At 62.1% G+C, this 23,270-nt stretch carries 15 protein-coding genes, 1 pseudogene and 1 riboswitch; of the genes and pseudogenes, 10 read left to right on the forward strand and 6 right to left on the reverse strand.

The window, feature by feature from the left end:
- Positions 1–81: 81 nt before the first annotated feature.
- Positions 82–196: riboswitch (TPP riboswitch) on the reverse strand.
- Positions 197–386: 190 nt separating this feature from the next.
- From Q8L50_RS10190 to Q8L50_RS10205, 4 genes are all read right to left on the reverse strand, one after another.
- Positions 387–2,588: a filamentous hemagglutinin N-terminal domain-containing protein gene (locus tag Q8L50_RS10190; protein WP_305348559.1), complete on the reverse strand. Its 2,202-nt coding sequence runs from the start codon at positions 2,586–2,588 to the stop codon at positions 387–389.
- A 47-nt stretch (positions 2,589–2,635) separates the two neighbouring features.
- Positions 2,636–4,282, reverse strand: a complete 1,647-nt coding sequence (locus Q8L50_RS10195; RefSeq protein WP_305348584.1) for a ShlB/FhaC/HecB family hemolysin secretion/activation protein — start codon at positions 4,280–4,282, stop codon at positions 2,636–2,638.
- A gap of 307 nt (positions 4,283–4,589) precedes the next feature.
- Positions 4,590–5,456 carry a ScpA family protein gene (locus tag Q8L50_RS10200; protein ID WP_370869780.1) on the reverse strand — a complete coding sequence of 289 codons (867 nt, stop codon included), beginning with the start codon at positions 5,454–5,456 and terminating at the stop codon, positions 4,590–4,592.
- A 92-nt stretch (positions 5,457–5,548) separates the two neighbouring features.
- Positions 5,549–5,767, reverse strand: a complete 219-nt coding sequence (locus Q8L50_RS10205) for a DUF3460 family protein (RefSeq protein ID WP_305348560.1) — start codon at positions 5,765–5,767, stop codon at positions 5,549–5,551.
- 125 nt (positions 5,768–5,892) lie between these two features.
- On the opposite strand from Q8L50_RS10205, the gene bamE reads away from it, so the two are divergent.
- Positions 5,893–6,414, forward strand: coding sequence for an outer membrane protein assembly factor BamE (gene bamE / locus Q8L50_RS10210; RefSeq protein ID WP_305348561.1), 522 nt, complete (start codon positions 5,893–5,895; stop codon positions 6,412–6,414).
- Positions 6,415–6,472: 58 nt separating this feature from the next.
- On the opposite strand, the gene Q8L50_RS10215 is transcribed toward bamE, so the two are convergent.
- Positions 6,473–8,143, reverse strand: a complete 1,671-nt coding sequence (locus Q8L50_RS10215) for a SulP family inorganic anion transporter (RefSeq protein WP_305348562.1) — start codon at positions 8,141–8,143, stop codon at positions 6,473–6,475.
- Between the two features lie 175 nt (positions 8,144–8,318).
- Between Q8L50_RS10215 and Q8L50_RS10220 the strand changes: the two genes are divergently transcribed.
- A complete protein-coding gene (locus Q8L50_RS10220; RefSeq protein ID WP_305348563.1) occupies positions 8,319–10,013 on the forward strand; it encodes a 7TM diverse intracellular signaling domain-containing protein in 1,695 nt (564 codons plus the stop codon).
- On the opposite strand, the gene metG is transcribed toward Q8L50_RS10220, so the two are convergent.
- Positions 10,006–12,075 carry a methionine--tRNA ligase gene (metG, locus tag Q8L50_RS10225; protein ID WP_305348564.1) on the reverse strand — a complete coding sequence of 690 codons (2,070 nt, stop codon included), beginning with the start codon at positions 12,073–12,075 and terminating at the stop codon, positions 10,006–10,008. The genes Q8L50_RS10220 and metG overlap by 8 nt on opposite strands.
- 166 nt (positions 12,076–12,241) lie before the next feature.
- On the opposite strand from metG, the gene apbC reads away from it, so the two are divergent.
- From apbC to Q8L50_RS10265, 8 genes and pseudogenes are all read left to right on the forward strand, one after another.
- Positions 12,242–13,333, forward strand: coding sequence for an iron-sulfur cluster carrier protein ApbC (gene apbC / locus Q8L50_RS10230; protein ID WP_305348565.1), 1,092 nt, complete (start codon positions 12,242–12,244; stop codon positions 13,331–13,333).
- Between the two features lie 19 nt (positions 13,334–13,352).
- The gene (locus Q8L50_RS10235; protein ID WP_305348566.1) at positions 13,353–14,318 is read left to right on the forward strand and encodes a LysR family transcriptional regulator; all 966 of its coding nucleotides are present in this window, start codon (positions 13,353–13,355) and stop codon (positions 14,316–14,318) included.
- A gap of 41 nt (positions 14,319–14,359) precedes the next feature.
- On the forward strand, positions 14,360–16,174 hold the full coding sequence (locus tag Q8L50_RS10240; RefSeq protein WP_305348567.1) for an NADH-ubiquinone oxidoreductase-F iron-sulfur binding region domain-containing protein: 1,815 nt from the start codon (positions 14,360–14,362) through the stop codon (positions 16,172–16,174).
- Between the two features lie 76 nt (positions 16,175–16,250).
- Positions 16,251–19,184 (forward strand): annotated as a pseudogene (locus tag Q8L50_RS10245) (molybdopterin-dependent oxidoreductase).
- A gap of 62 nt (positions 19,185–19,246) precedes the next feature.
- On the forward strand, positions 19,247–19,834 hold the full coding sequence (locus Q8L50_RS10250; protein ID WP_305348568.1) for a DUF3305 domain-containing protein: 588 nt from the start codon (positions 19,247–19,249) through the stop codon (positions 19,832–19,834).
- Entirely contained in the window at positions 19,827–20,507 is a 681-nt protein-coding gene (locus Q8L50_RS10255) for a DUF3306 domain-containing protein (RefSeq protein WP_305348569.1), read from the forward strand. Before Q8L50_RS10250 ends, Q8L50_RS10255 begins: the two co-directional genes overlap by 8 nt.
- On the forward strand, positions 20,437–22,578 hold the full coding sequence (locus Q8L50_RS10260) for a 4Fe-4S binding protein (protein ID WP_305348570.1): 2,142 nt from the start codon (positions 20,437–20,439) through the stop codon (positions 22,576–22,578). The genes Q8L50_RS10255 and Q8L50_RS10260 overlap by 71 nt, the downstream gene beginning before the upstream one ends.
- Before the next feature lie 19 nt (positions 22,579–22,597).
- Positions 22,598–23,218 carry a molecular chaperone gene (locus Q8L50_RS10265; RefSeq protein WP_305348571.1) on the forward strand — a complete coding sequence of 207 codons (621 nt, stop codon included), beginning with the start codon at positions 22,598–22,600 and terminating at the stop codon, positions 23,216–23,218.
- Positions 23,219–23,270 lie beyond the last annotated feature (52 nt).

Below are 23,270 nucleotides of genomic sequence, written 5' to 3' on the forward strand. Positions count from 1 at the left end.
CTTTTGGTGTAGCTCTACACAAAGTGCTCCGAAGGTGTGGCCAGAACCAGCGCTGTGGTTGTGGTCAGTGACTGCAACCTCGAGGCAGCAGTCAGCTCTTCTTACGTCGGTACGAACCGATTCAAGTTCACGGGTTTGGGTCTGGCCATCTCAGCTGCCCGACCAACATGGTCGGGCAGCACCCCGGAGCAAAGCCATTGTAGTCCCCGCACCAGGCAATGGCCGTCCCGCTTCCTCAGGGCAGCAGACTGACGTGACAGAGGCGTCCGCTTTCTCCGCCGGCTTGTGATCGGAACTTTTGCTGCCAAGGCAAGCGTCTTGAAGCCCGCAGTCCGAGATAGGTGCGGCCTTGCGAGGTATCGATGCGCCATGCCATCGGCTGACTGCTAGTTGCGTGCCGGTTTCGGAGCGTAGCGCGGTGCGACATACGGCGGCGGCGGGTTGAACGGGATGGGGGTGGCTGCCACCTCTTCCTCCTCGGCCAGCGCCAGGAAAACATCGTCTGTATCGGCAAAGGCGGTTGGCAGCAAGCTGGATGGAAACGAAAAACCAGCCAGCAACGGCGAGAACAACCCGGCAAGTATGATGGGGCGCGCTGGGGAAATGGTCCCTGTTGTCTTGCCGACAATCGGGCCGCAACAGGAAGCCGGAAGCGCGTATCTACTGGCGCTGGGTCCTCCAAGCCTGTAACCTGTGAATGTCACGATCTTGCCGGTGCCTACATCGACACTGTTGAAGACGGCAGTGCTGCCGGGGTCGGCAATCAGGCTGACACCATCCGGGTTCCCTTTGAGCGACACGAGGGTAGCCGTGAGAGTCCCGTCATAGACTTTCGTGATCTCGGGAAATACCAGCATGCGCTGGGTGATCGTGCTGTCGGTCAGGATGAACTTGGGCGCGTAGTCTGTCGGCGTTGTGTAGGAGGTCGGGTTGTAGTTGATGGTGACCGGCGCATTCGGGCCGGTGACGGTTGGACGATCTGGCCCGCTGACGTTGATGTTGACCGTGCCACCGGCCACACCGGGCCCGGTACCGTCGGTATCTGAGGTGAGCGTCAGGCCGAGCGGTATGCCCAGGCTGCGGGAAGGAATGCTGGTGCCCCGGGTCAGGGTGATCTTGGCGTTCACGTTGACATCGTTCGCAGCACACATCATGAGGTTGCCGTCGGTGACCGTGATGGCCGCATTCTGGTTGACATTGCGCCCGGCGCCCAGAGAAACGCTTCCCCGGGTGGTGGTGATGGCTGCGTTGACATTGATGTCCCTGCCGCAACAAACCACAAAATTCCCGTCCACTGCCGTCACGGCTGCATTGATGTTCACATCCCGGTCAGCCGTCAGGGTCAGGGTCGTCGGGGTCCCGGCGGCGACCCAACTGACCGCTTCATTGACGAAAATATCGCCGTTGCCGGCGCCGGGCATGGTGGTGATGTTGACGTTGTTGTTCACCAGCTGCGCAGAAAGAGTGGCACCGGAGATGTTGCCGCCTGCGCCGATGATGAAGTCCTGCGGGTCGATCAGCCAGGTGCCCATCAGGCCAAGGGGTGCGTTGGTGGTGACACGAACACCGTCCCTGATGGTGACCTTGGCCGCCGAGGTCTCGATAAATCCGCCGTTGCCGCCGTTGGGTGCGCTGGCGTCCAGTGTGCCGCCCACACTCATGGTGCCGGTGGCCATGTCGCCCAACAGCAGGATGGTGCCGTTGCGGCTTCCAATGGTCTGGGCCTGAATGACCCCCGTGTTGTTCACTGCGGTGTGCAACAGGTTGCCGGCTGCCTGGGCGGTCAGCAGGACTCGCCCGCCATCGGCCTGGATGAGCCCGCCGTTTTCAACCAGCGCGTTGACAGCACCCTGGGCCACCGACACGCGGAGTATCCCGTCGCCCGCCAGATCGAGTGTGGCCGCCTGCCCACCGACCAGCGCCACTGTTCCCAGGCGCGCGGTGATGACGCCCTGGTTGATGACAGTTTTGCCCATCAGGGCCACATGGCCTCCGTCGGCCGCGTTGATGGTGCCCTGGTTCACCACGGTGCCGCTTCCGGCATTGCTGAAGCTGTAATCGCCGGACATGAATTTCGCATCGCTCAGGCTCATGGTTGACGCCACCAGACCTCCGACATTGACTTGCGCACCGCTGCCAAACAGAATGCCGTTCGGGTTGAGCAGGAAGACCTTGCCGTTGGCAGACAGGTTGCCGAGGATGCTGGAAACTTCTGACCCCAGCACGCGGTTCAGCGCTACAGAGTTGCTTCCGGGTTGGACAAACTGCACGCTTTGTCCGGCGCCAATGCCGAAACTTTGCCAGTTGATCACCGTATTGGCGCTCGACTGGTTGATGGTCGTGGTGGAGGCCGTGCTGCTGATGGTTGCTGAGCCGGCTGCCACCGCGCCATTGGCGGGTAAGGCTTGTGCGACGGTGCCGAATGTGAGCATCAGACACGCTGACAGCAGGTTCACGGCAAAGCAGGCGCTAGTCGGGCCAGCACCGGCGCTGGACGATTTATTCTGGCCCTTGCCTGCAGCGTTCTCGGCGACGGCGACGCAGGCGCCAGAGCTGTCGCTCCAGATGGTTTTGTAAATGCGGTTCATGAGGTGTCCTTCAAGCTTGTTCGGTGCGGGTGATCTGTCTGCTGGGCTTAGAAATACTTCACGGCCTGAATCCAGAATCGGCCCGTTTTATCGGGTGCCGAGGTGGCGGCCGAGTCACCGAGCTTGCGTGCGTAGTAAGTCCTGATTGCAAAATTGCCAGGCTCGCCCCAGGTCAGTCCGACGCCATAGGAGGCGAGGTTGCGGCGGTTATTGCCTGCCGCCCAGGGTTTCTTGTTGATGGTCACAGTTCCCCCGTCCACGAAGCCGATCAGGTGAACCTGTCCGGGCATGTTTTCCGGCTTTGGCAGGAGCAATCGGGCTTCCACGTTGACCAGGTAGCCCTGGTCGCCGAAGGCTTCGCCCTGCGGGTAGGCCCTGACGCCGTCCATGCCGCCCAGGACCATCTTCTCGGACGAGTCCAGATTTTTCGAGGCGAGCTGTCCGTTGATGCCTGCGAACAGGGACAGCGTGTCAGTAACCCGCTGCAGCCGGCTGGCACTGAAAGCCAGCTTGCCGTAAGAGCCGTTGGTGCGGGCGCTGGCCGCATCCGCAGCCCGTGCGGCTGGGGTTTCAATGTCCAGGTTGCCCGCGGACAACCCGAGCGAAAAAGCGCTGACGCCGCCACCGCCCAGGTCGTCGCGGTGGTTGCCATACAGGCTTCCGGTGACGACGTTGGCCTTCTTGTCAACGACCGAAGGGATTACATCGACCCGGTCCTGGAAGGTCCGGTGGTCGTAGGTGAGACCCGCATTGAGGTTGGTACTGCGGGAGCGGATCAGCGGGTAGCTGCCGTAAACACTGGCGACCTCTGCCGTGCCATTGGCTTGCAGCGGCGCGAATTCTTTGCCCAACTCATAGGCCAGCCGGCTGTAAGACACACCCGCTGTGGCCTTGCCGAACTGCATCTGGTAGGACGCGCGACCATAGTTGAGCCCCGACCCCGAGGTCACTGCCCGCAAGCTGAAGACGTCCCCCTGGCCCAGCAGGTTGTTGAGATTGACCGTCCCGCCCAGGCGATATTCACCGGTGTAGCGGTTGCCGGCGTTGTCGAAGTCCACGCTGCCACTGACGCGCTTGCCTGGCGTGATAGTGACCACCAGGTCAGAGCTGCCGGGCGTGTCACCCGGCACCAGTGTTGATGAGATATTGACACCAGGTAGGTCCGAAAGCAGCAGCAGCCGGCTCTCCAGGGTGTCGTTGGTGATAGGGTCGCCGCTGTTGACGCCGCTCAGGATGTTGAGGACCAGGGCATCGGACAGGTTGGTCTGGTTGTTCAGGACGATCTTGCCGTATTGCCCTTCGCTGACTGCAATCGTGAGGGCGTTGTCCTTGACATCTTGCGCTGGCAGGTAGGCCCGGGCCACAAAGTAGCCGTTTTTTCGATAGTGCTCAGTGATCCGGTCAGCCATGGCCTGCAGCTCGCCCAATGTCAGCTCGGTGTTGGGCACAAAGCCGGTCAGTGCCAGTAGTTCGGCTTCGGAATACACGCGGGAGCCGCTCACTTGCAGGCTTTTGACCAGAAATTTCGCCGTGCTGGGCGCGGATCGGACCGGTGCCTTGCCCTGCTGTATCCGGATTTCCGGCGCCGCCTTCTGAGGAACGGGGACAGGCGGAAGCTGCTGGATCTGGCTTCCCGATCCGGGAAGCTGTTGGGCCAGGAGGCCCTGGCTCAGTGCCAGCAGCGCGAAAGGGATCGCCCCTCTTGCGAGGACGGCGGGAAGAGGGGTGCGATATCTGTCACGGGTCTGTCGGGATGTCTGCGAAGTCATGATGGGTCACCTGAAGTTCAACCCATCGTGTCTGTAGGTGTTGATAAAAGCTGTAGGACATCACGCCGCGCACCCGCAATAGAATCACTAAAATTACATTTAAGTTACCAATCAGTAATTATGATAAATATGATAAATCGTCAAATTACCTTGCTGACCGTGGTGATGATGCCGGCAAGGGACCGAAGCCTCGTGCCCGCTGACGTGGCTGGCGAGTCTGCCGTGCGCGAGATCAGGTGGGCGAGTAAGCCAGCCGCACGTAGATAGGCGCATAGGCCTCGGCCTGGGTCACGTCGATCAGGCCTTCCTTGGACAGCTCCAGCAGCGCGATGAAGGTGACCACCAGCACGGGCATGCCGCGCGTGGGGTCAAACAGTGCCTCAAACTCGACAAACTTCTGCCCCTGCAGCTTGCGCAGCACGATGCTCATGTGCTCACGCACCGAGAGTTCTTCGCGCGAGATCACGTGGTGCTGCACCAGCCGCGCGCGTTTGACGATGTCGCGCCAGGCGTCCTGCAGGTCCACCACGCTGATATCGGGAAAACGCGGCTGCAGCGCCTGCTCGACATAGACCTGCGCACGCAGGAAGTCGCGACCGTACTGCGGGATTTCATTGAGCTTGTGCGCCGCCAGCTTGATCTGCTCGTACTCCAGCAGGCGGCGTACCAGCTCGGCGCGCGGGTCTTCGGCTTCCTGGCCGTCGGCCACCTTTTTGGGCGGCAGCAACATGCGGGACTTGATCTCGATCAGCATCGCGGCCATCAGCAGGTATTCGGCCGCCAGCTCCAGGTTGGTGCTGCGGATTTCATCCACATACACCAGGTACTGACGCGTCACCGCCGCCATCGGGATGTCCAGAATGTTGAAGTTCTGTTTGCGGATCAGGTACAGCAGCAGATCCAGCGGGCCTTCAAAGGCTTCCAGAAACACCTGTAGCGCGTCCGGCGGTATGTACAGATCCTGCGGCATCGCAAACAGCGGCTCACCATACAGGCGGGCCAGCGCCACCTGGTCAATCACCCCCGGCATGCCCGCCAGCGCCAAATCCCCGGTCGGCAGGCCTGGCTCGGCGGGCGGAAGTTCGGTGATGGTGGTCATGGGCATGGGAGGGGTGGCATCAGCTATGAATTTGATAGCTGTTTGCGCACGTCCAGTATGGGCTGCGGGTCTTTTTGACCTGAATGTTTCGACTATTTGCTGTTCGGGTGGCCGCTGGTGCCATACACATAGGCTTGCTGCGCAACGTTGGCGTCCAGGTAATCGGCCTGCTCTGTGGCGCTCAGCTTTTTGTCCCACAGAAGCGCGCGCCCCTGGCGCTGCTCGGCCTCCAGCGTGGGCTTTTTCGCCTTGAGTTCGTCAATGAACTGGGTCGCTTCCGAGGAGTAGTGGGGCCGGGCGAAGATGGACATGGGATTAAACTGCCTGAAACTTGAATCGGCTGATTTTACCGGGGACCACCATGCACCTGCCTTTTTTCGCTTTCCCGGGGCGAGCGGCGGCGAGCGGGCGCTGCAGCATGGGGAGATGGGCACTGATGGGACTGTTGTCGGCTTTGCTGGGTCTGGTCGGGTGTGACGCCCAGCGTATTGCAGAACTTGAAGAAGGTGTTGCCACCGAGGCCGATGTGCGCGCCCGTTTTGGCGAGCCCGAGAAAATTTGGGAAGCAGCCGATCTGGCGGGCAACCCTTTTCCCGGCGCCGCTGCCCAGCCAGGCGCCCGCACCTTCGAATACAACCGCCAGCCCGAGGGACAGGTCAACTACATGGTCACCATAGGTGCTGACGGCAGGATGAGCGCCTTGCGCCAGGTCCTGACGCCGCAGAACTTTGCGCTGGTACTGCCGGGCATGCCAATGGAGCAGGTGCGCAAGATGCTGGGAAAGCCGATGAAAGTCACGCCTTACGCCCTGCAGCAGGAGACGCACTACGACTGGCGGTATCTGTCGGCGCCAAACACAACCAGAATTTTCACCGTGGTATTTGACCGCGACCTGCGCGTCGTGCGCAGCGCCTCGGTGGATGCCGAGCTGCTCGGCCCGTCCGGCCCCAGCCGTTAAGTTTACATACGAAAAATGGCTGCAGCCCTTGTGCAGCTTGCGTAATTAGCTACTTTTTTTATAGCGTTTCTATTTTCGCCAGAAAACCTGAACGCTCCATCACCGCGCGCGGCTGGGCGTTCAGCCCCGAGATCACCAGCCGCCCCCCGCGCAGGGTGATCGCCTTGTGCAACTGGCCCAGCACGTCCAGGCCGGATGCGTCCAGCGATTGCAGCGACTGGGCGTCCAGGCGCACCAGCAGGCCTTGCGGCGCGCTTTCAACCACAGACAGTACCGGATCTATTTTGGCCACTGCGCCGAAAAACAGCGAGCCGTAGAGCTGGAAATGGACCGAGTCGTCTGTGCGCGCTGTCTCCACCACCTGAAACAAACTGCTCATGCGCCGCACAAATAACACGCAGGCCAACAGCAGGCCCACCTGTAGAGCTACCGTCAGGTCAAACACCACCGTGAGAAAAAAAGTGCCCAGCATCAGCAGCCGATAGTGGTTGCTGTACTGCCGCAGGTGCACAAACTCACGCCACTCACCCATGTTCCAGGCGACATGCACCAAAATGCCGGCCAGTACCGCCAGCGGCACATGCAGGGCCAGCGGCGCGGCCAACAGCACGATGGCGGCCAGCACCAGTGCATGCACGATGCCCGCTATCGGCGAGCTGGCGCCTGAGCGCACATTGGTCACGGTGCGGGCAATGGTGCCCGTGGCCGGCATGCCGCCAAAAAAAGGCACGATGAAATTGGCCACACCCTGGGCCATCAGCTCCTGATTGGGATCGTGTTTGGGCAGACCTGAAAGCTGGTCGGCCACGCGTGCGCACAAGAGCGACTCCACGGCACCCAGCATGGCGATGGTCATCGTGGGAGGCAGCAGCAGGCGCACGGTTTCCCACGAAAACGCCGGTAGCGCAAAGGCCGGAAGCGCCTGTGGAATGCCGCCAAATCGCGAGCCTATGGTTTCAACCGGCAGATCCAGCAGCCAGGCCAGAAGTGTCAGCGTGATCAGGGCGACGATGGGGCCGGGCACCCGTGAGACGGCGCGTGTGGCCCGTAACAGCTGCACACCTTCTACCGCCTGAATACGGCTGATCAGGCGTGCGGTGAAGCCGCTGGCGGTGCTGGCGCGGCTGACAAACAGTTTGGGCCAGAGGATCAGCCCCAGAAAACACAGCAGGCCCAGCCCCAGGGCGTGGCTATTGAGGGTTTCGACCTGGCCGGCGATGGCCGCAATTTGCGAGAAAAAATCAGCCGGCATCTTGCCGATTTGCAGCCCCAGCAAGTCCTTGAGCTGCGACAGGGCAATCAGCACGGCAATACCATTGGTAAAACCCACCACAATGCTGACTGGCACGTACCGCACCAGGGTGCCCATCTTGAGAAAACCAAGCAAAAACAGCAGCACGCCGGCGCAGGCGGTGGAGATCAGCAGATTGGGCAGGCCGTAACGCTCGACAATGCCGTACACAATCACGATGAAGGCGCCTGCGGGCCCGCCGATTTGCACCGCTGATCCGCCCAGCAACGAGATCAGTCCGCCTGCAATGATGGCCGTCCAGATGCCCGCCTGCGGCGACAGGCCCGAGGCAATCGCAAACGCCATGGCCAGCGGCAGCGCCACAATGCCGACGGTCAGGCCTGCGCCTACATCTTTGCCAAAGCGCTCCCGCGTGTAATTTTTCAGGGCCGGGCCAATGCGTGGCCGAAATGGCGCCAGGTAGGCGGGTAAGTTCATCGGTAGGTAGTGTCCAGCGGGATAAGCCGGTTGGTCATCCTGCAACTGGAGGATGGTCAGAGCGGCAAGCCCTTGTTAAAGTAAACACCTGTCTTTTGGTTGGGTTTCAGATACCTGTCGGGCTATCTTAAGGCGCTGTCGCACGCTTCATGCCAGTTTTATCCAGTCGCTCCTCATGCCGCGCAGACTCCTAGCTTGTCTGACCATGGCCGCCTGCGTGCTGGGGATGGGCGGCCCCGCTGTGGCCCAGACCGATCAGGCAGCTGGCCCCGGGTGGATGGGCCAGCAGGGCGCTGCCCAAGTGGTGATTGATGGGTCGGGCCAGCAAACGCTGGCGCAGATCGAGCAACGCTTTATGCTGGGCGAGTCCGAGCCCGCCGACGCCGGGCGCATCATGCCCACTGGCGGCAACACCGCCGTCTGGTACCGGCTGGCGCTGCCTGTGGTCAGTGTGCCAACCCCGCTGGTGCTGGCGCTGCCGCACCCGGGCATGAACCGGGTCGATCTCTACCGGCCTGCGGCCGATGGTGGCTGGGGCGTCGAGCGTTCGGGCGATTCGATCCCGGTGGCGCAATGGCCCCTGCCTTACCTGTACCCGGCGTTTGAATTGGTGCAACAACCGGGTGAGGTGCGCGCCAGCTACCTGCGGGTTCAGCACAGTCACCCCATCAGTGTGCGCTGGTCCGTCTGGAGTACTCGCGATTTCCAGGAGTCCGGCAAACGCTGGCATTTCTTTCTGGGTGCCTACGTAGGGCTGATGGCGCTTGTGATTTTGATCTGCATGGTCAACGCTTATGTGCTGCGCGACTCGATACATCTCTATTACGCCGCCTACGTGCTGTTCATCACCTTCGGCCAGCTTTCGCTGACCGGCCTGGCCGGTGAGTATTTGTGGCCCGGCAGCGCCTGGTGGAACGACGTGGCGTCCAACGTTCTGCCAGTCACCGGGGTGGCGCTGGGCCATCTTTTCTTGCGGGAGCTGGTGCTTGAGCGCGGCGCCCGCTGGGCCACCGGCCTGATGCTGGCCATGGCTGCGGTCGGTGCCGGGCTGGCGCTGGGTTTTCTGTTTGTCGGGCGCGATCCGTTTTTTACCATCAGCGGCCCCTTTTACCTCGCCAGTTTTGCGGTTTACCTGGGCGCTGCGCTTTGGTACACCTGGCGCGTGCCACGCGTGGGCCTGTGGGTGCTGGCAGGCATGTTGGCCCTGCTGGCCGGGGCGGTGTTCCCCGTCCTGCGCAACATGCAGATGCTGCCGGTTTCCTTCATGACCCAATACGGCGCACAGCTGGGCGCCGCTGTCGAAATTCCCCTGCTGCTGATCGCCTTGTATTTGCGCAGTCGGGGCCAGCGTGCCACCCAGGCGCGAGTGGGTGCCATGGCCACGGCCGACCCACTCACGGGTGTGGCGAACCACCAGGTCATGCTGCAGCGTCTGGCGCATCTGCTGGAGCATCGGCCGCGCGACCCAGGCGCCGGTGTGGTGATCCGTGTGCGTATCGGCAATATCCACGACATCCGCGCCGAATATGGCTTGCAGGTGGCGCAGATGGCGCTGGTTCATGCGGGCGCCTGCATCAACCAGGTGGTCAGGGAAGGCGACACCGTGGCGCGCCACCGTGACGGTGATTTTGTGCTGATTTTGCAGGGCCGGATGGAGCGTGACGACATCTCGACCATAGGCCAGCGCCTGATTGCGCGCGGATTGGCCCCCAGCGGTGTGTTGCCGCCGGGTGCTGTGCTGCAGCTCAAAGTCGGCATTGCCGCTGCACCTTATCAGATGCAGGACGTGGAGGCCTTGTTGCTAGCGCTGGAAGGTGTGGTCACCGAGCTGGCGGCGCGGCCAGGCAAAGCACTGCGCTTTGTTACCTGATACGCATGCCCGGGGTGGCGCCCGGCCAGGGCTCCAGCACAAAGATGCCAGGTGCGGCTTTTTCGTCGGCATGGCTGGCGGCCAGCACCATGCCTTCGCTGAGACCAAACTTCATCTTGCGCGGCGCGAGGTTGGCGACCATGACCGTGTGTTTGCCGATCAGTTGCTCTGGTTTGTAGGCGCTGGCAATGCCGCTGAAGACGTTGCGTGTTTTGCCCTCACCGACGTCCAGCGTCAGGCGCAGCAACTTGGTTGAGCCTTCCACGGCTTCGCAATTGACGATGAGCGCAATGCGCAGATCGATCTTGCTGAAGTCGTCGATGGGGATGCTGGGGGCGATGGCTTCGCCGCCGGGCGCTATGCTTTCAATAGCTGCTTTGGCAGGCGTGGAAAGGGCTGGAGGCTCAAACAATGCATCGAGTTGCTCTGGAGTTACCCGCTGCATGAGGTGTTGGTAGTCGCCAATTTGGTGACCCACAGGAAGCGCAACAGCTGCATTCTCAAAATTCAACGGAGCGCATTGCAGAAATTTTTCAACTGCCGCGGCAACGCCGGGCATCACAGGTTTGAGGCAGGCCGACATGACCCGGAACATTTGAAGCGCCTCGGAGCTCTTTTCCGCAGCCAGTTCAATCTTTCCTTCTTTGACCAACTTCCAGGGTGCGGCGGCGTCAAAACGCGAATTCACGTTGTCCGCAAAGGCCATCACTTCCCGCAAGGCTTTGCCGTACTCGCGCTGTTCCAGATATTCACGCACCTGCTTCAGAAGGTCTGTGGAACTGATGTGTGACTGCTCGGGCGAAGCCACAAACTTCCCGTCCGGTAAAAATTTGGCAGCGCGGCTTGCAATGTTCACATACTTGCCAATCAAGTCGCTGTTCACCCGCGCCATGAAGTCATCGGCGTTGAAATCAATGTCTTCATTCTTCGCATTGAGCTTGGCCGCCAGGTAGTAACGCAGCCACTCCGGGTTCATGCCCAGACTCAGGTACTTGAGCGGGTCCAGGCCGGTGCCGCGGCTTTTGCTCATCTTCTCGCCGTTGTTGACCGTCAGAAAACCATGCACAAAGATGTTGTCCGGTGTCTTGCGGCCACTGAAGTGCAGCATGGCCGGCCAGAACAGGGTGTGGAAGGTGACGATGTCCTTGCCGATGAAGTGGTACTGCTCCAGCGCCGGGTCGGCCATGTAGTCGTCGTAGCTTTCACCACGCTTGTCGAGCAGGTTTTTCAGTGACGCGAGGTAACCGACCGGCGCGTCCAGCCACACATAAAAGTACTTGCCAGGCGCATCGGGGATCTCGATGCCGAAGTAGGGCGCATCGCGGCTGATGTCCCAGTCGCCCAGGCCTTCGCTTTGGCTGCCATCGGGATTGGTTCGAACGCTGAACCACTCCTTGACCTTGTTGGCTACCTCGGGCTGAAGCTTGCCGTCCTGCGTCCACTTCTCCAGAAAGTCCACACAGCGCTGGTCAGACAGCTTGAAGAAAAAGTGTTCTGAATTTTTGAGAACAGGGGTTGCGCCCGACAAGGCTGAATAGGGGTTGATCAAATCTGTAGGTGCATACACAGCACCGCAGTTTTCGCAGTTGTCGCCATACTGGTCTTTGGTTCCGCACTTGGGGCAGGTGCCCTTGATGTAGCGGTCCGGCAAAAACATGTTTTTTTCGGCATCAAAAAACTGCTCAATCGTTTTGGTCTCAATCAGCGAGCCATCCGCGTTGTCGCGCAAGTCGCGGTAGATCTGCTGCGCCAGCGCGTGGTTCTCCGGCGCGTCGGTCGAATGCCAGTTGTCAAAACTGATGTGAAAGCCGTCCAGATAGGGCTTGCGGCCGGCGGCGATGTCGGCCACAAACTGCTGCGGCGTCTTGCCAGCCTTTTCGGCGGCAATCATGATGGGCGCGCCATGCGCGTCATCGGCGCCGACAAAGTTCACCGCATGGCCCTGCATGCGCTGGAAACGCACCCAGATGTCGGCCTGGATGTACTCCATGATGTGGCCGATGTGAAAGTTGCCGTTGGCGTAGGGCAGGGCGGTGGTGACAAAAAGGCGGCGCTGGGACATAAGGATGCTTTGTGGCTTTGGAGGCTAACCGGCGATTTTAAGTCGGGCGGGCGCAAACGGCGGCCGCAAGCCCCCGCAGTTCACCGGTTTGGCCTGCGGCGTTAGACTTGACTGCAATTGCGGCGACACCGGCCACCTTGTCAGAATCAATCGGAGACTTTTCCCCATGGCAGTAGAACAACAGGCACTCCTGAACGCACTTCAAGGCGTGCTGGACCCCAACACCGGCAAGGATTTTGTCAGCACCAAGGCGCTGAAAAACCTGCAGGTCAGCGGTGACGATGTGGCTTTCGACGTGGAACTCGGCTACCCGGCCAAGAGCCAGCTCGCCGGCATCCGCAAGCTGTTGATCAACGCCACCAAGGGCGTGACTGGTGTGGGCAATGTATCGGTCAACGTGGGTTTCAAGATTGCCAGCCACAGCGTGCAGCGTGGCGTGCAGTTGCTGCCCAACGTCAAAAATATTGTCGCTGTGGCCTCTGGCAAGGGCGGCGTGGGCAAAAGCACCACCGCTGTCAACCTGGCGCTGGCGCTGGCCGCCGAGGGCGCCAGTGTGGGCCTGCTCGACGCCGACATTTACGGCCCCAGCCAGCCGATGATGATGGGTATCGAGGGCCGGCCCGAGAGCGTTGACGGCAAAAACATGGAGCCGATGGAGAACTACGGCATCCAGGTGATGTCGATTGGTTTTCTGGTGGCGCAGGACGAAGCCATGATCTGGCGCGGCCCGATGGCCACCCAGGCGCTGGAGCAGTTGCTGCGCCAGACCAACTGGCGCGACCTGGACTACCTGATTGTGGACATGCCGCCCGGCACCGGCGATATCCAGCTCACGCTGAGTCAGCGTGTTCCCATGACCGGTGCGGTGATTGTCACCACGCCGCAGGACATCGCGCTGCTCGATGCCAAAAAAGGCATCAAGATGTTTGAAAAAGTCGGTGTGCCCATTCTCGGCATCGTCGAAAACATGGCGGTGCACATTTGCAGCAAGTGCGGCCATAGCGAACACATTTTTGGCGAAGACGGCGGCAAGAAGATGGCGGCCGACTACAACATGGCCTACCTGGGAGCGCTGCCGCTGGACATGCAAATCCGCCTGCAGGCCGACAACGGACGGCCCACCGTGGTGGCCGACCCGGATGGCGAGGTGGCCGGTATTTACAAGGCCGTCGCGCGCCAGGTGGCCATCACCATCGCCGCCAAGGCCAAGGACTTTTCCGCGAAATTTCCGACCATCAAGATATCCAAGGACACCTGATGCGTGTTGGCGCCCACCCATGAACATGCTGGCGGCGCTGCGTTACCTGGTCGCCCTGAGTGAGCACAGGCACTATGCGCGCGCCGCGCAGTCCTGCCACATCACCCAGCCGGCGCTGTCCAACGCCTTGCGTGCGCTGGAAAAAGAGTTTGGCATAAGCATCGTCAAGCGTGGCCGCACCTATGCCGGCCTGACGCCCGAGGGAGAGCAGGTACTGGCCACAGCGCAGCGCATGTTGCACGAGCATGAACTGCTGCAACAGGAACTGCGCAGCAGCGCCAGCCAGCCGCAGGGCACGCTGCAACTCGGTGTGGTGCCTACGGCTGTACCAATAGCCACCCATTTTGCGGCGCAACTGCGCCAGCACCACCCCGGTATTTCGCCTGTGTTGCGCTCACTCAGCTCGCAGGAGATCGAGCTGGGCCTGGAAAACCTCTCGCTCGATCTGGGCCTGGGTTTTGCTGAACGCCTGAACCTGCGCAGCCAGCGTTTCGAGTTGCTGCCGCAATACACCGAGCACTACTTTCTGGTACGCCGCGCGGCTGACACGACCCGCACCCAACTGCATCTGGGCCTGCCCATGGCCTGGCGCGATGCGGCGCAGTTGCCGCTGTGCCTGCTGACGCCCGATATGCACAACCGCAGCATTGTGGACAGAGCCTTTGCGGGGCTGGGCCTGCAGGTCACGCCGGTGATGCAGACCAACTCGATTCTCGCGCTGGCGCTGAGTGTGGTCGCCGGTGATGTTTGCAGCATCCTGCCCGGCGCGCTGGTCGGCGCCGTGCGCAGTTATGCCGAGCTGGAGGCCCTGCCTTTGGTGGGGCCTGAACTGACAACGGCCGTGGGCTTTTTCAGCCTCAGCAAGGCCAGCCCCTCGCGCGCCTTGCAAGCCGCCCTGGTGCTGGCGCAGGACAGCGCCTGGCTGCGCCACGCCGCCCGGCACAGCGGCGCATTGCATTCAGCGCCTGAATCAGCGCATACATGATTTCTATTTGACGCGGGCAGCGCCAGCGGCGACAGTGCGGCATGCCTGCCCTTGCTGCTCCCCTTGACGCCGTCCCCACTGTGGCCATTGCCACGCTGGACGACATGCGCGCGACAATTCGTCGCAAAAGCAGGCTCAAGGGCCGCCAGGCGGATGAGGCGTCTCTGGCCGACGTGCGGGCGTTGATCGGCGAGCGGCCCGAGGGCGGACACCGGCGCGACCTGCTGATTGAGCACCTGCACCAGCTCAACGACGCCTGGCGCGGCCTGCATGAGCGACATCTGGTGGCACTCGCCAAAGAGATGAATATCCCGATGGCCGAGGTGTACGAGGTCGCCAGTTTTTACCACCACTTCGAGATCCTGCGCGGTGATGCCCATGCACCTGGGCTGACGGTGCGCGTGTGCGACGGGCTGGCCTGCGAGCTGGCGGGCGCGCAGGACTTGCTGGCGCGTTTGCCGGCGCTGCTGGGCAGTGCGGATGTGCGGGTGGTGGCCGCACCCTGCCTGGGTCGCTGCGAGCAGGCGCCGGCAGCGCTGGTGCATCAGCAAGCTGTGCCCTTTGCCACCGCCGAACGCCTGGTCTTGATGATAAAAAGGCTTCCAGCCCATACCGCTCAAGCGCAAGCAGCTATAAATTTCATAGCGTCTGATTACGCTGAAAAAAGTGTGCCGGGCTCCGCGTGCGAGGTAAGCGGGGTGCTGCCAGCCTTTACCGACTACGCCACCTACCGCGCCCATGGCGGCTACGGCCTGGCCGCAGCCGTGGTCAACGGGGAGGAAGATGCTGAGACGGTGCTGGAGGCGATGGAAAACTCGGGCCTGCGCGGTCTGGGTGGTGCGGGGTTTCCGGCGGGCCGCAAATGGCGCATCGTCCAGGGCCAGCCCGGACCTCGCCTGATGACGGTCAACATTGACGAAGGCGAGCCTGGCACCTTCAAGGACCGGACCTGGCTGGAGCGCGACCCGCATCGCTTTCTGGAAGGCGTGCTGATTGCGGCGCAGGTCGTCGGCACCGAGGCCTGCTACATCTACCTGCGTGACGAGTACCACGATTGCCGCGTGATGTTGCAGGCCGAGCTGGCCAAACTGCGGGCCGACCCACCGTGCCCGCTGCCGCTGATTGAGCTGCGGCGCGGCGCGGGCGCCTACATCTGCGGCGAAGAGTCGGCCATGATCGAAAGCCTGGAAGGCAAGCGCGGTGAACCGCGCCTGCGGCCACCCTACATCGCCGAGCTGGGTCTTTTTGGCAGGCCCACGCTGGCGCACAATTTTGAAACCCTGTACTGGGTGCGTGACATCGTTGAAAAAGGCCCGCAATGGTTCAGCGGCTTTGGCCGAAACGGTCGCAAGGGACTGCGCAGTTTCAGCGTCAGCGGGCGCGTGCGCTTGCCTGGCGTCAAGCTGGCGCCCGCCGGCATCACCTTGCAGGAGCTGGTGGATGAATATTGCGGCGGCATGGCGGAAGGCCACACGCTGTATGCCTACTTGCCGGGCGGCGCATCGGGCGGTATTTTTCCGGCCAGCCACGCCAATCTGCCGCTGGACTTTGACACCTTGCAGCCGCACGGCGGCTTCATTGGTTCGGCGGCGGTGATCGTGCTGGGCCACCATGACAGGGCGCGTGACGCAGCCCTGAACATGATGCGGTTTTTTGCGCACGAAAGCTGCGGCCAGTGCACACCTTGCCGTGTCGGCACCGTCAAAGCTGCCAGACTGATGGAAGCGGCGGTGTGGGACAACAGAACGCTGGAAGACCTCAATGTGGTGATGACCGATGCGTCGATCTGCGGCCTGGGCCAGGCGGCGCCGAACCCGGTGCGCTGTGTGCAGAAGTATTTCCCCCATGAGATTTAGCTCCCCCCCGAAGCGGCCTGCGGCCGCCTCCCCCTCAAGGGGGCGCCACCAGCGGCCCGGCGAAGCCGGTTCCGCGGTGGCCACTGGCACGGTCAGCTTCGCGCTGAATGGTCGCGTTGCGCAGGCTTATGAAGGCGAGACCATCCTCCAGGCTGCGCGGCGCCACGGCGTGGATATTCCGCACCTTTGCTACAAGGACGGTTACCGGCCCGACGGCAATTGCCGCGCCTGTGTGGTCGAAGTCAAGGGAGAACGCACACTGGCACCCAGCTGCTGCCGCGTGGTGACTGCGGGGATGGACGTTCAGGCCAGCAGTGAGCGCGCCCTGAAGAGCCAGAAGATGGTGCTGGAGATGCTGCTGTCGGACATGCCGGACACTGGCTACAAATGGAGTGATCAGGACGAGTCGCTGCAGCATGGTGAACTCAGCGAATGGGCCGACCGCATGGATGTGACGGTTCGGCCTGCGCTGAAGGCCTTGCGCCGCGAGCAACCGACCGCCGATATCTCGCACCCCGCCATGGCGGTCAATCTGGACGCCTGCATCCAGTGCAAGCGTTGTGTGACCGCTTGCCGCGACGAGCAGGTCAACGATGTGATCGGCTACGCCATGCGCGGGGCGCACAGCAAAATTGTGTTTGATCTGGACGACGCCATGGGGGGCAGCAGCTGTGTGGCCTGCGGTGAATGTGTGCAGGCCTGCCCGACAGGCGCCTTGATGCCGAAAACACTGATGGGCTCGCAGGTGGTGGACAAAAAGGTGGACTCGGTCTGCCCCTTCTGCGGCGTCGGTTGCCTGGTGAGCTACAAGGTCAAGGACAACCGGATCGTCGGGGTGGACGGGCGCGACGGCCCGGCCAACCAGTCGCGCCTGTGTGTCAAGGGTCGTTTTGGTTTTGACTATGCGCACAGTGCGCAGCGCCTGACCGTACCCCTGATCCGCAAGGCGGAGGTAGCCAAAGACCCTGCTGCCTTGCAAACACTTAACCGCAACTCCGCCGACTGGTCGCAGGTGTTTCGTGAAGCCAGCTGGGACGAGGCGCTGGCCCTGGCGGCCGGCGGACTCAAGGGCTTGCGCGACACACATGGCAACAAGGCACTGGCGGGTTTCGGATCGGCCAAGGGCAGCAACGAAGAAGCCTATTTGTTCCAGAAGCTGGTGCGTACCGGTTTTGGCTCGAACAATGTGGACCATTGCACCCGCCTGTGCCATGCATCCAGCGTTGCGGCGCTGCTCGAAGGAGTGGGTTCTGGCGCGGTGAGCAACCAGGTCAATGACGTGGCGCATTCAGACCTGATTTTTGTCATCGGTTCCAACCCTTCGGCCAATCACCCGGTAGCAGCGACCTGGATGAAAAATGCGGCCAAAAACGGCGCAAAAATTGTACTGGCCGACCCGCGCATCACCGACATCGGCAAACACGCCTGGCGCACCCTGCAGTTCAAGGCCGACACCGACGTGGCCATGCTCAATGCGCTGATTTACACCGTGATTGATGAAAACCTGGTGGACCGGGACTTCATCGAGAAGCGCGTCAGCAACTACGAAGCGCTCAAGGAAAACGTCAAGGCCTACAGCCCCGAGGCCATGGCGCCGATTTGCGGTATCCCGGCACCCCTCTTGCGCGAGGTCGCGCGAGCCTTCGCTACGGCCAAAGCCGCGATGATCCTGTGGGGTATGGGCATCAGCCAGCATGTGCACGGCACCGACAACGCGCGTTGTCTGATTGCCCTGAGTGCCGTGACCGGGCAGATCGGCAAGCCGGGGTCCGGCCTGCATCCACTGCGTGGTCAGAACAATGTGCAGGGCGCCAGCGACGCAGGCCTGATCCCGATGATGTTTCCCAACTACCAGCGCGTCGACAACCCGGACGCGCACCGCTGGTTTGAAGACTTTTGGGGAAGCAGGCTGGACGAGCAACCCGGCTACACCGTGGTGGAGATCATGCAAAAGGCGCTGGCGCCCGAGAGCGACCCGAACAACGTGCTCGTCATGAACATCATGGGCTAGAACCCGGCCATGAGCGACCCCGACCTGAACCACGCGCGCCATGCGCTGGCCAGTTTGCAGCATCTGGTGGTGCAGGACATTTTCATGACCGAAACCGCCTGGCTGGCCGATGTGGTCTTGCCAGCCACCGCCTGGCCGGAAAAAACCGGCACTGTCAGTAACACCGACCGCATGGTGCAACTGGGCAGGCAGGCGATCGATCCGCCAGGACTGGCCAAAGCTGATTTGTGGATCATCCAGCAGATGGCACAGCGTGTTGGCCCCCACGCGCCGCACTTCGTGTCGTCGCTGCCCCCCGAGGGGGCCTCCCCCGCCTTGGGGCGGCCCGGCGGCGGGGGCATGGGCCTGAACTGGAGCTATGCAGGCGATCATGATGGCGTGGCGGCGGTGTACGAAGAAATGCGGCAGGCCATGCACACGGCCATTTCCGGCATCAGCTGGGAGCGTTTGCAGCGCGAGTCCAGCGTGACCTACCCCTGCCTGAGCGAAGACGACCCCGGGGCGCCCACCGTGTTCATCGATCATTTCGCGACCAGCGATGGGCGTGTGCATCTGGTGCCCGCCGAAATCATCCCGGCCAACGAGCGACCCGATGCCGACTACCCGTTTGTGCTGATCACCGGGCGCCAGCTGGAGCACTGGCACACCGGCAGCATGACGCGGCGCGCTGCGGTGCTGGATGCGATTGAGCCTATGGCCACGGCATCTCTCTGCGGCGCGGACATGCTGGCTTTGGGACTGGTACCGGGCGACGTGGTGACGGTGCAGTCACGGCGCGGGTCGGTCGCCCTGCACGTGCGGCGTGATGATGGCACGCCCTCCGGTGCCGTGTTCATCCCGTTTGCCTATCACGAGGCTGCGGCCAATCTGATGACCAATGCGGCGCTGGACCCGTTCGGCAAAATTCCCGAGTTCAAATATTGCGCGGTGGCCATTCGTGCGGGAGGCGAAGCCGCTGCGTTGGTGGGCTATGGCGCCAGTGCTTCCCATGACCTTTAAGCGGGTAGGCGGCAAAAGAGTCGTGCCCAAAAGACGCGTGACGGTCGCCGTACACTGCAGATATGTCTGAATTTGCCTTGCAGTCTCCCGGTGCGGATGAGACCCTTCGCCGCCCTTGCGTTTCGGTGGCGGTCGTCATGCGGCGCGAGCGCATTGACAACCGCTGGCAACCTTGGCGCTGGTCGCTCGCCGACATCGTGCCGCACGAGGACAGCTTTGGCACGCAGCCGCGCCTGCTGCTCAAGGACGATCAGGAAGAGCGCTGGCTGCACCCCGGCTTCAAGGTCGAGCTGTTCACCGACGATGCCGAAGGTTATTACCTCAACGTCAGCACGCCTCAGCCCTGTTTCTGGGTGGTCTGGCGCATGGAGGAAGAGGCGCTGCTGGCCAACGAGCCGGTCCCCGTGCCCCAGACCGTGACCCTGAGTTACCACGACGCAGGTCGCTGGCTGGACGCGCAGGAAACCGTCGAGCAGGTCCCAGCCCCGCGCGATGTGGTCGAGTGGATGCAGGCTTTTGTCGATGCGCACTATGTGCTGGAGGCCAAACGCCGACAGCGCCCGCAAAGCTTCAAACCGCTACAGGACCGTTTTGGCAACCCGGCCCGGGTGAGCACCGACAAAAAGATGGGTGGAGGCGGCCATGGCTGAAGACTCGCCCGGGTTTCTGGGGCGCTGGTCCAGGCGCAAGACCGATGTGCTACAGGGCAAACCACTGGCCGAGCCGGCGCTGGTACCACCTGCTGCCGAAAACCCGCTGACCGTCACGCCAGCCCCAGTACCTGAGCCAGTGATTGGTGAAGCACCTGTTGAAGAAAGGAAATTGCTGACCCTTGACGACGTGAAGCTGCTCAACAAGGACTCTGACTTCAAGCCCTTCATGGCGAATGACGTGGGCCCGGACGTGCGCAACGCAGCCATGAAAAAGCTCTTTGCCGACCCGCACTTCAACGTGATGGATGGCCTGGACATCTACATCGACGACTATTCCAAATCCGACCCGATTCCCGAGTCCATGCTGCGCCAGATGGCGAGCGCCAAGTTTCTCAAGTTGTTTGACGATGAAGACAAGCCGGACGAGGCAGCAGGGGAAGTGCCTGCTCCTTCACCACGGGAAAATGCGAATAAGCCTGCGGATGAAACCGTGGCACAGTCGTCTCAAGGCCACGAGCCCGCTGACCCGACACCCCTAGCTACCGAACCGACCAGCCAGCCCGAGTCCCCGACGGACTGCCGCGCCAGCCAGGAAAACCATGCCCACATTGATTTGCGACTGCAACCAGACCATGCCGCTCCAGCCCCAGGCGCTGGGCGCAGCACTTAACGAAACCCTGACGCTGCATTCAGCGCTGTGTCGGCGCGAGGCGGCCACCTTCCAGAAGGCGGTGCAATCCGGCGATGACGTCGTGGTCGCCTGCACCCAGGAAAAGCGCCTCTTTGCAGAAGTGGATCAACAGACCCCGGGTGCGACCTCCGTCATCAAGTTTGTCAACATCCGGGAAACCGGCGGCTGGAGCAAGGACGCTGCACGCGCGATGCCCAAAATGGCTGCGCTGCTGGCGGCCGCGCATTTGCCCGACGCTGAACCGGTGGCCACCGTTACCTACAAAAGTGCAGGGCGGCTGCTCATTGTCGGCGCGCTGGACCAGGCCGAGCAGGTCGCAGCATTGGTCGCTGACACGCTGGATGTGACCATTTTTGCGCAGGGCGTTTCCAGCCAGCCGCAGGCCGGGTTTCCTGCGCAGGAGCGCAAGTACCCGGTGCTCAGTGGCGACCAACTCGCTCTCAAGGGCTGGTTGGGCGCGTTTGAGGCGAGCTGGGAGAAAACCAACCCGATTGACCTGGACCTGTGCACCCGTTGCAATGCCTGCGTGGCCGTTTGCCCGGAAGGGGCGATCGACCTCAGCTACCAGATCGACAGCAGCAAATGCACCTCTCACCGCGATTGCGTCGCGGCCTGCAAGGTGGCGGGTGCGATTGATTTCGGCCGCGAGCCGCAGGCGCTCAGCGAGGCCTTCGACCTGGTACTCGATCTGGGCGCCAAACCGCTGGTGGCCTTGCATGCGCCGCCGCAAGGTTACTTTGCGCTGGATGCATCGATGGGTTTGGCGTCCCCCGGTTTGCTGCCTACTGTGGTGAAGCTGCGTGACATGGTGGGCGAGTTTGAGAAACCCAAATTTTTTGCCTACAAGCAAAAACTGTGTGCCCACAGTCGCAATGAGACGGTGGGCTGCAATGCCTGCATCGACATCTGTTCGGCAGGGGCGGTGAGCAGCCAGAAAGAGCGCCAGCAGATTGTTGTCAACCCCAACCTTTGTATCGGTTGCGGTGCCTGCACCACGGTTTGCCCGACGGGGGCGCTGACCTATGCCTACCCGCGTGCCAGTGAGCAGGGGGTCAGGCTCAAGACGCTGCTCTCCACCTATGCCAAGGCCGGCGGGCGCCAGCCGGTGCTGCTGCTGCACAGCCAGGGCAGGGGCCAACAGGCGGTGGAAGCCCTGGGGCGCGCCGCCCGGCTGCAAAAAGAAGTGCAAGGCGTGCCTGCCAACGTCATTCCTCTGGCCTTGTGGCACACCGCCAGTGTCGGACTGGACCTGTGGCTCAGTGCCATCGCGTTCGGTGCATCGCAGGTGGCGGTATTGGTCACCGACGAAGAAGCGCCGGCGTATCAGGTGGGGCTGGCTGAACAGATGGCGGTGGCGCAGGCTGTCCTCACCGGCATGGGTTACGCCGGAACACATTTTCATTTGCTCAAAGGCCCGTCCGATCCCGATGCGGGCGCTGTGGCAGCCCTCGATGCCGGCCTGCAGCAACTGGCACGCCAGCAGCCGGTGGGCCCGGCGGTCCCGGCCAGGTTTGCGGTAGCCCAGGAAAAACGCAGCACCCTGGACATGGCGCTGGACCACCTGATCACACAGGCGCGCGCGCCCTTGCCCGAAGAGATCGAACTCCCGGCCAAAGGCTCACCTTTTGGCAGTCTGCTGGTCAATAAAGATGCATGTACCTTGTGCCTGAGCTGCGTCAGTGCCTGTCCTGCCAGTGCCTTGCAGGACAACCCGGAGCGGCCGCAGCTGAAGTTCATCGAGAAAAACTGCGTGCAGTGCGGGCTGTGTGCCACCACCTGCCCGGAAGATGCCATCACGCTGCAGCCGCGCCTGCTCTTGACGCCGCAGCGCAAGGAGGCGCGTGTGCTCAATGAATCCCAGCCCTACCAGTGCATACGCTGCAGCAAGCCCTTCGGCACGCTCAAGGCCATCGAGTCCATGCTTGGCAAGCTCGCTGGCCACGCCATGTTCCAGGGCGCGGCGGCGGACCGGCTCAAGATGTGCAGCGACTGCCGCGTGATCGACATCTACTCGGCCGACAACGAAGTCAAGATCACCGATATCCGCTAACGATTTTCACCCGTACCCCATGACGCAACAAGCCCAACTCTCGCCGTCCGGCCTCGACGAAGAAACTGCGCGCGCAGAAATCTACGGGCTGCTCGCTGCACTGTATTACGCGCCGCCTTCGGTCCAGCTGTCCGAAAAGCTCCGTGTGGCCGTCACCGAGGCGCCCGCCGCTGGCGCGATGCTGGAAGCTTCATGGCGAGAGCTGGTGGCCGTAGCCCGGCGGCTTCCCGAGGATGCAGTGCGGCGTGAATACGACACCCTGTTCGGAGGCGTGGGCAGACCCGAGGTCTATCTTTTTGGTTCGCACTATCTCAGCGGCTTTCTCAATGAGAAACCGCTTGCCGCGCTGCGCACCGACCTGGCGGCCCTGGGCCTGGCGCGCGACGAGGCCATGGCCGAAACCGAAGACCACATCGCCTACCTGTGCGAGGTCATGCGTTACCTGATTGCCGGTGACGATGTGGAGGTGGCCAACCTGACGCGCCAGCGCGAGTTTTTTTCACGCCACCTCCAACCCTGGGTCAGCGCGCTCTGCGATGCCATGCAGGCCCATCCCAAGGCAGATTTTTACCGCAGCCTGGCGGCTTTTACCCAGGCATTCATCAGCGTCGAAACCCAGGGGTTCGACATGTTGGTGTGAGTCAGCTCAGCGCCGAGTGCGAGAGTTCTCAGAATGCGACACTTTTGTCTGA

This window comes from Polaromonas sp. (assembly GCF_030680935.1).
GTDB lineage: Bacteria > Pseudomonadota > Gammaproteobacteria > Burkholderiales > Burkholderiaceae_C > Polaromonas.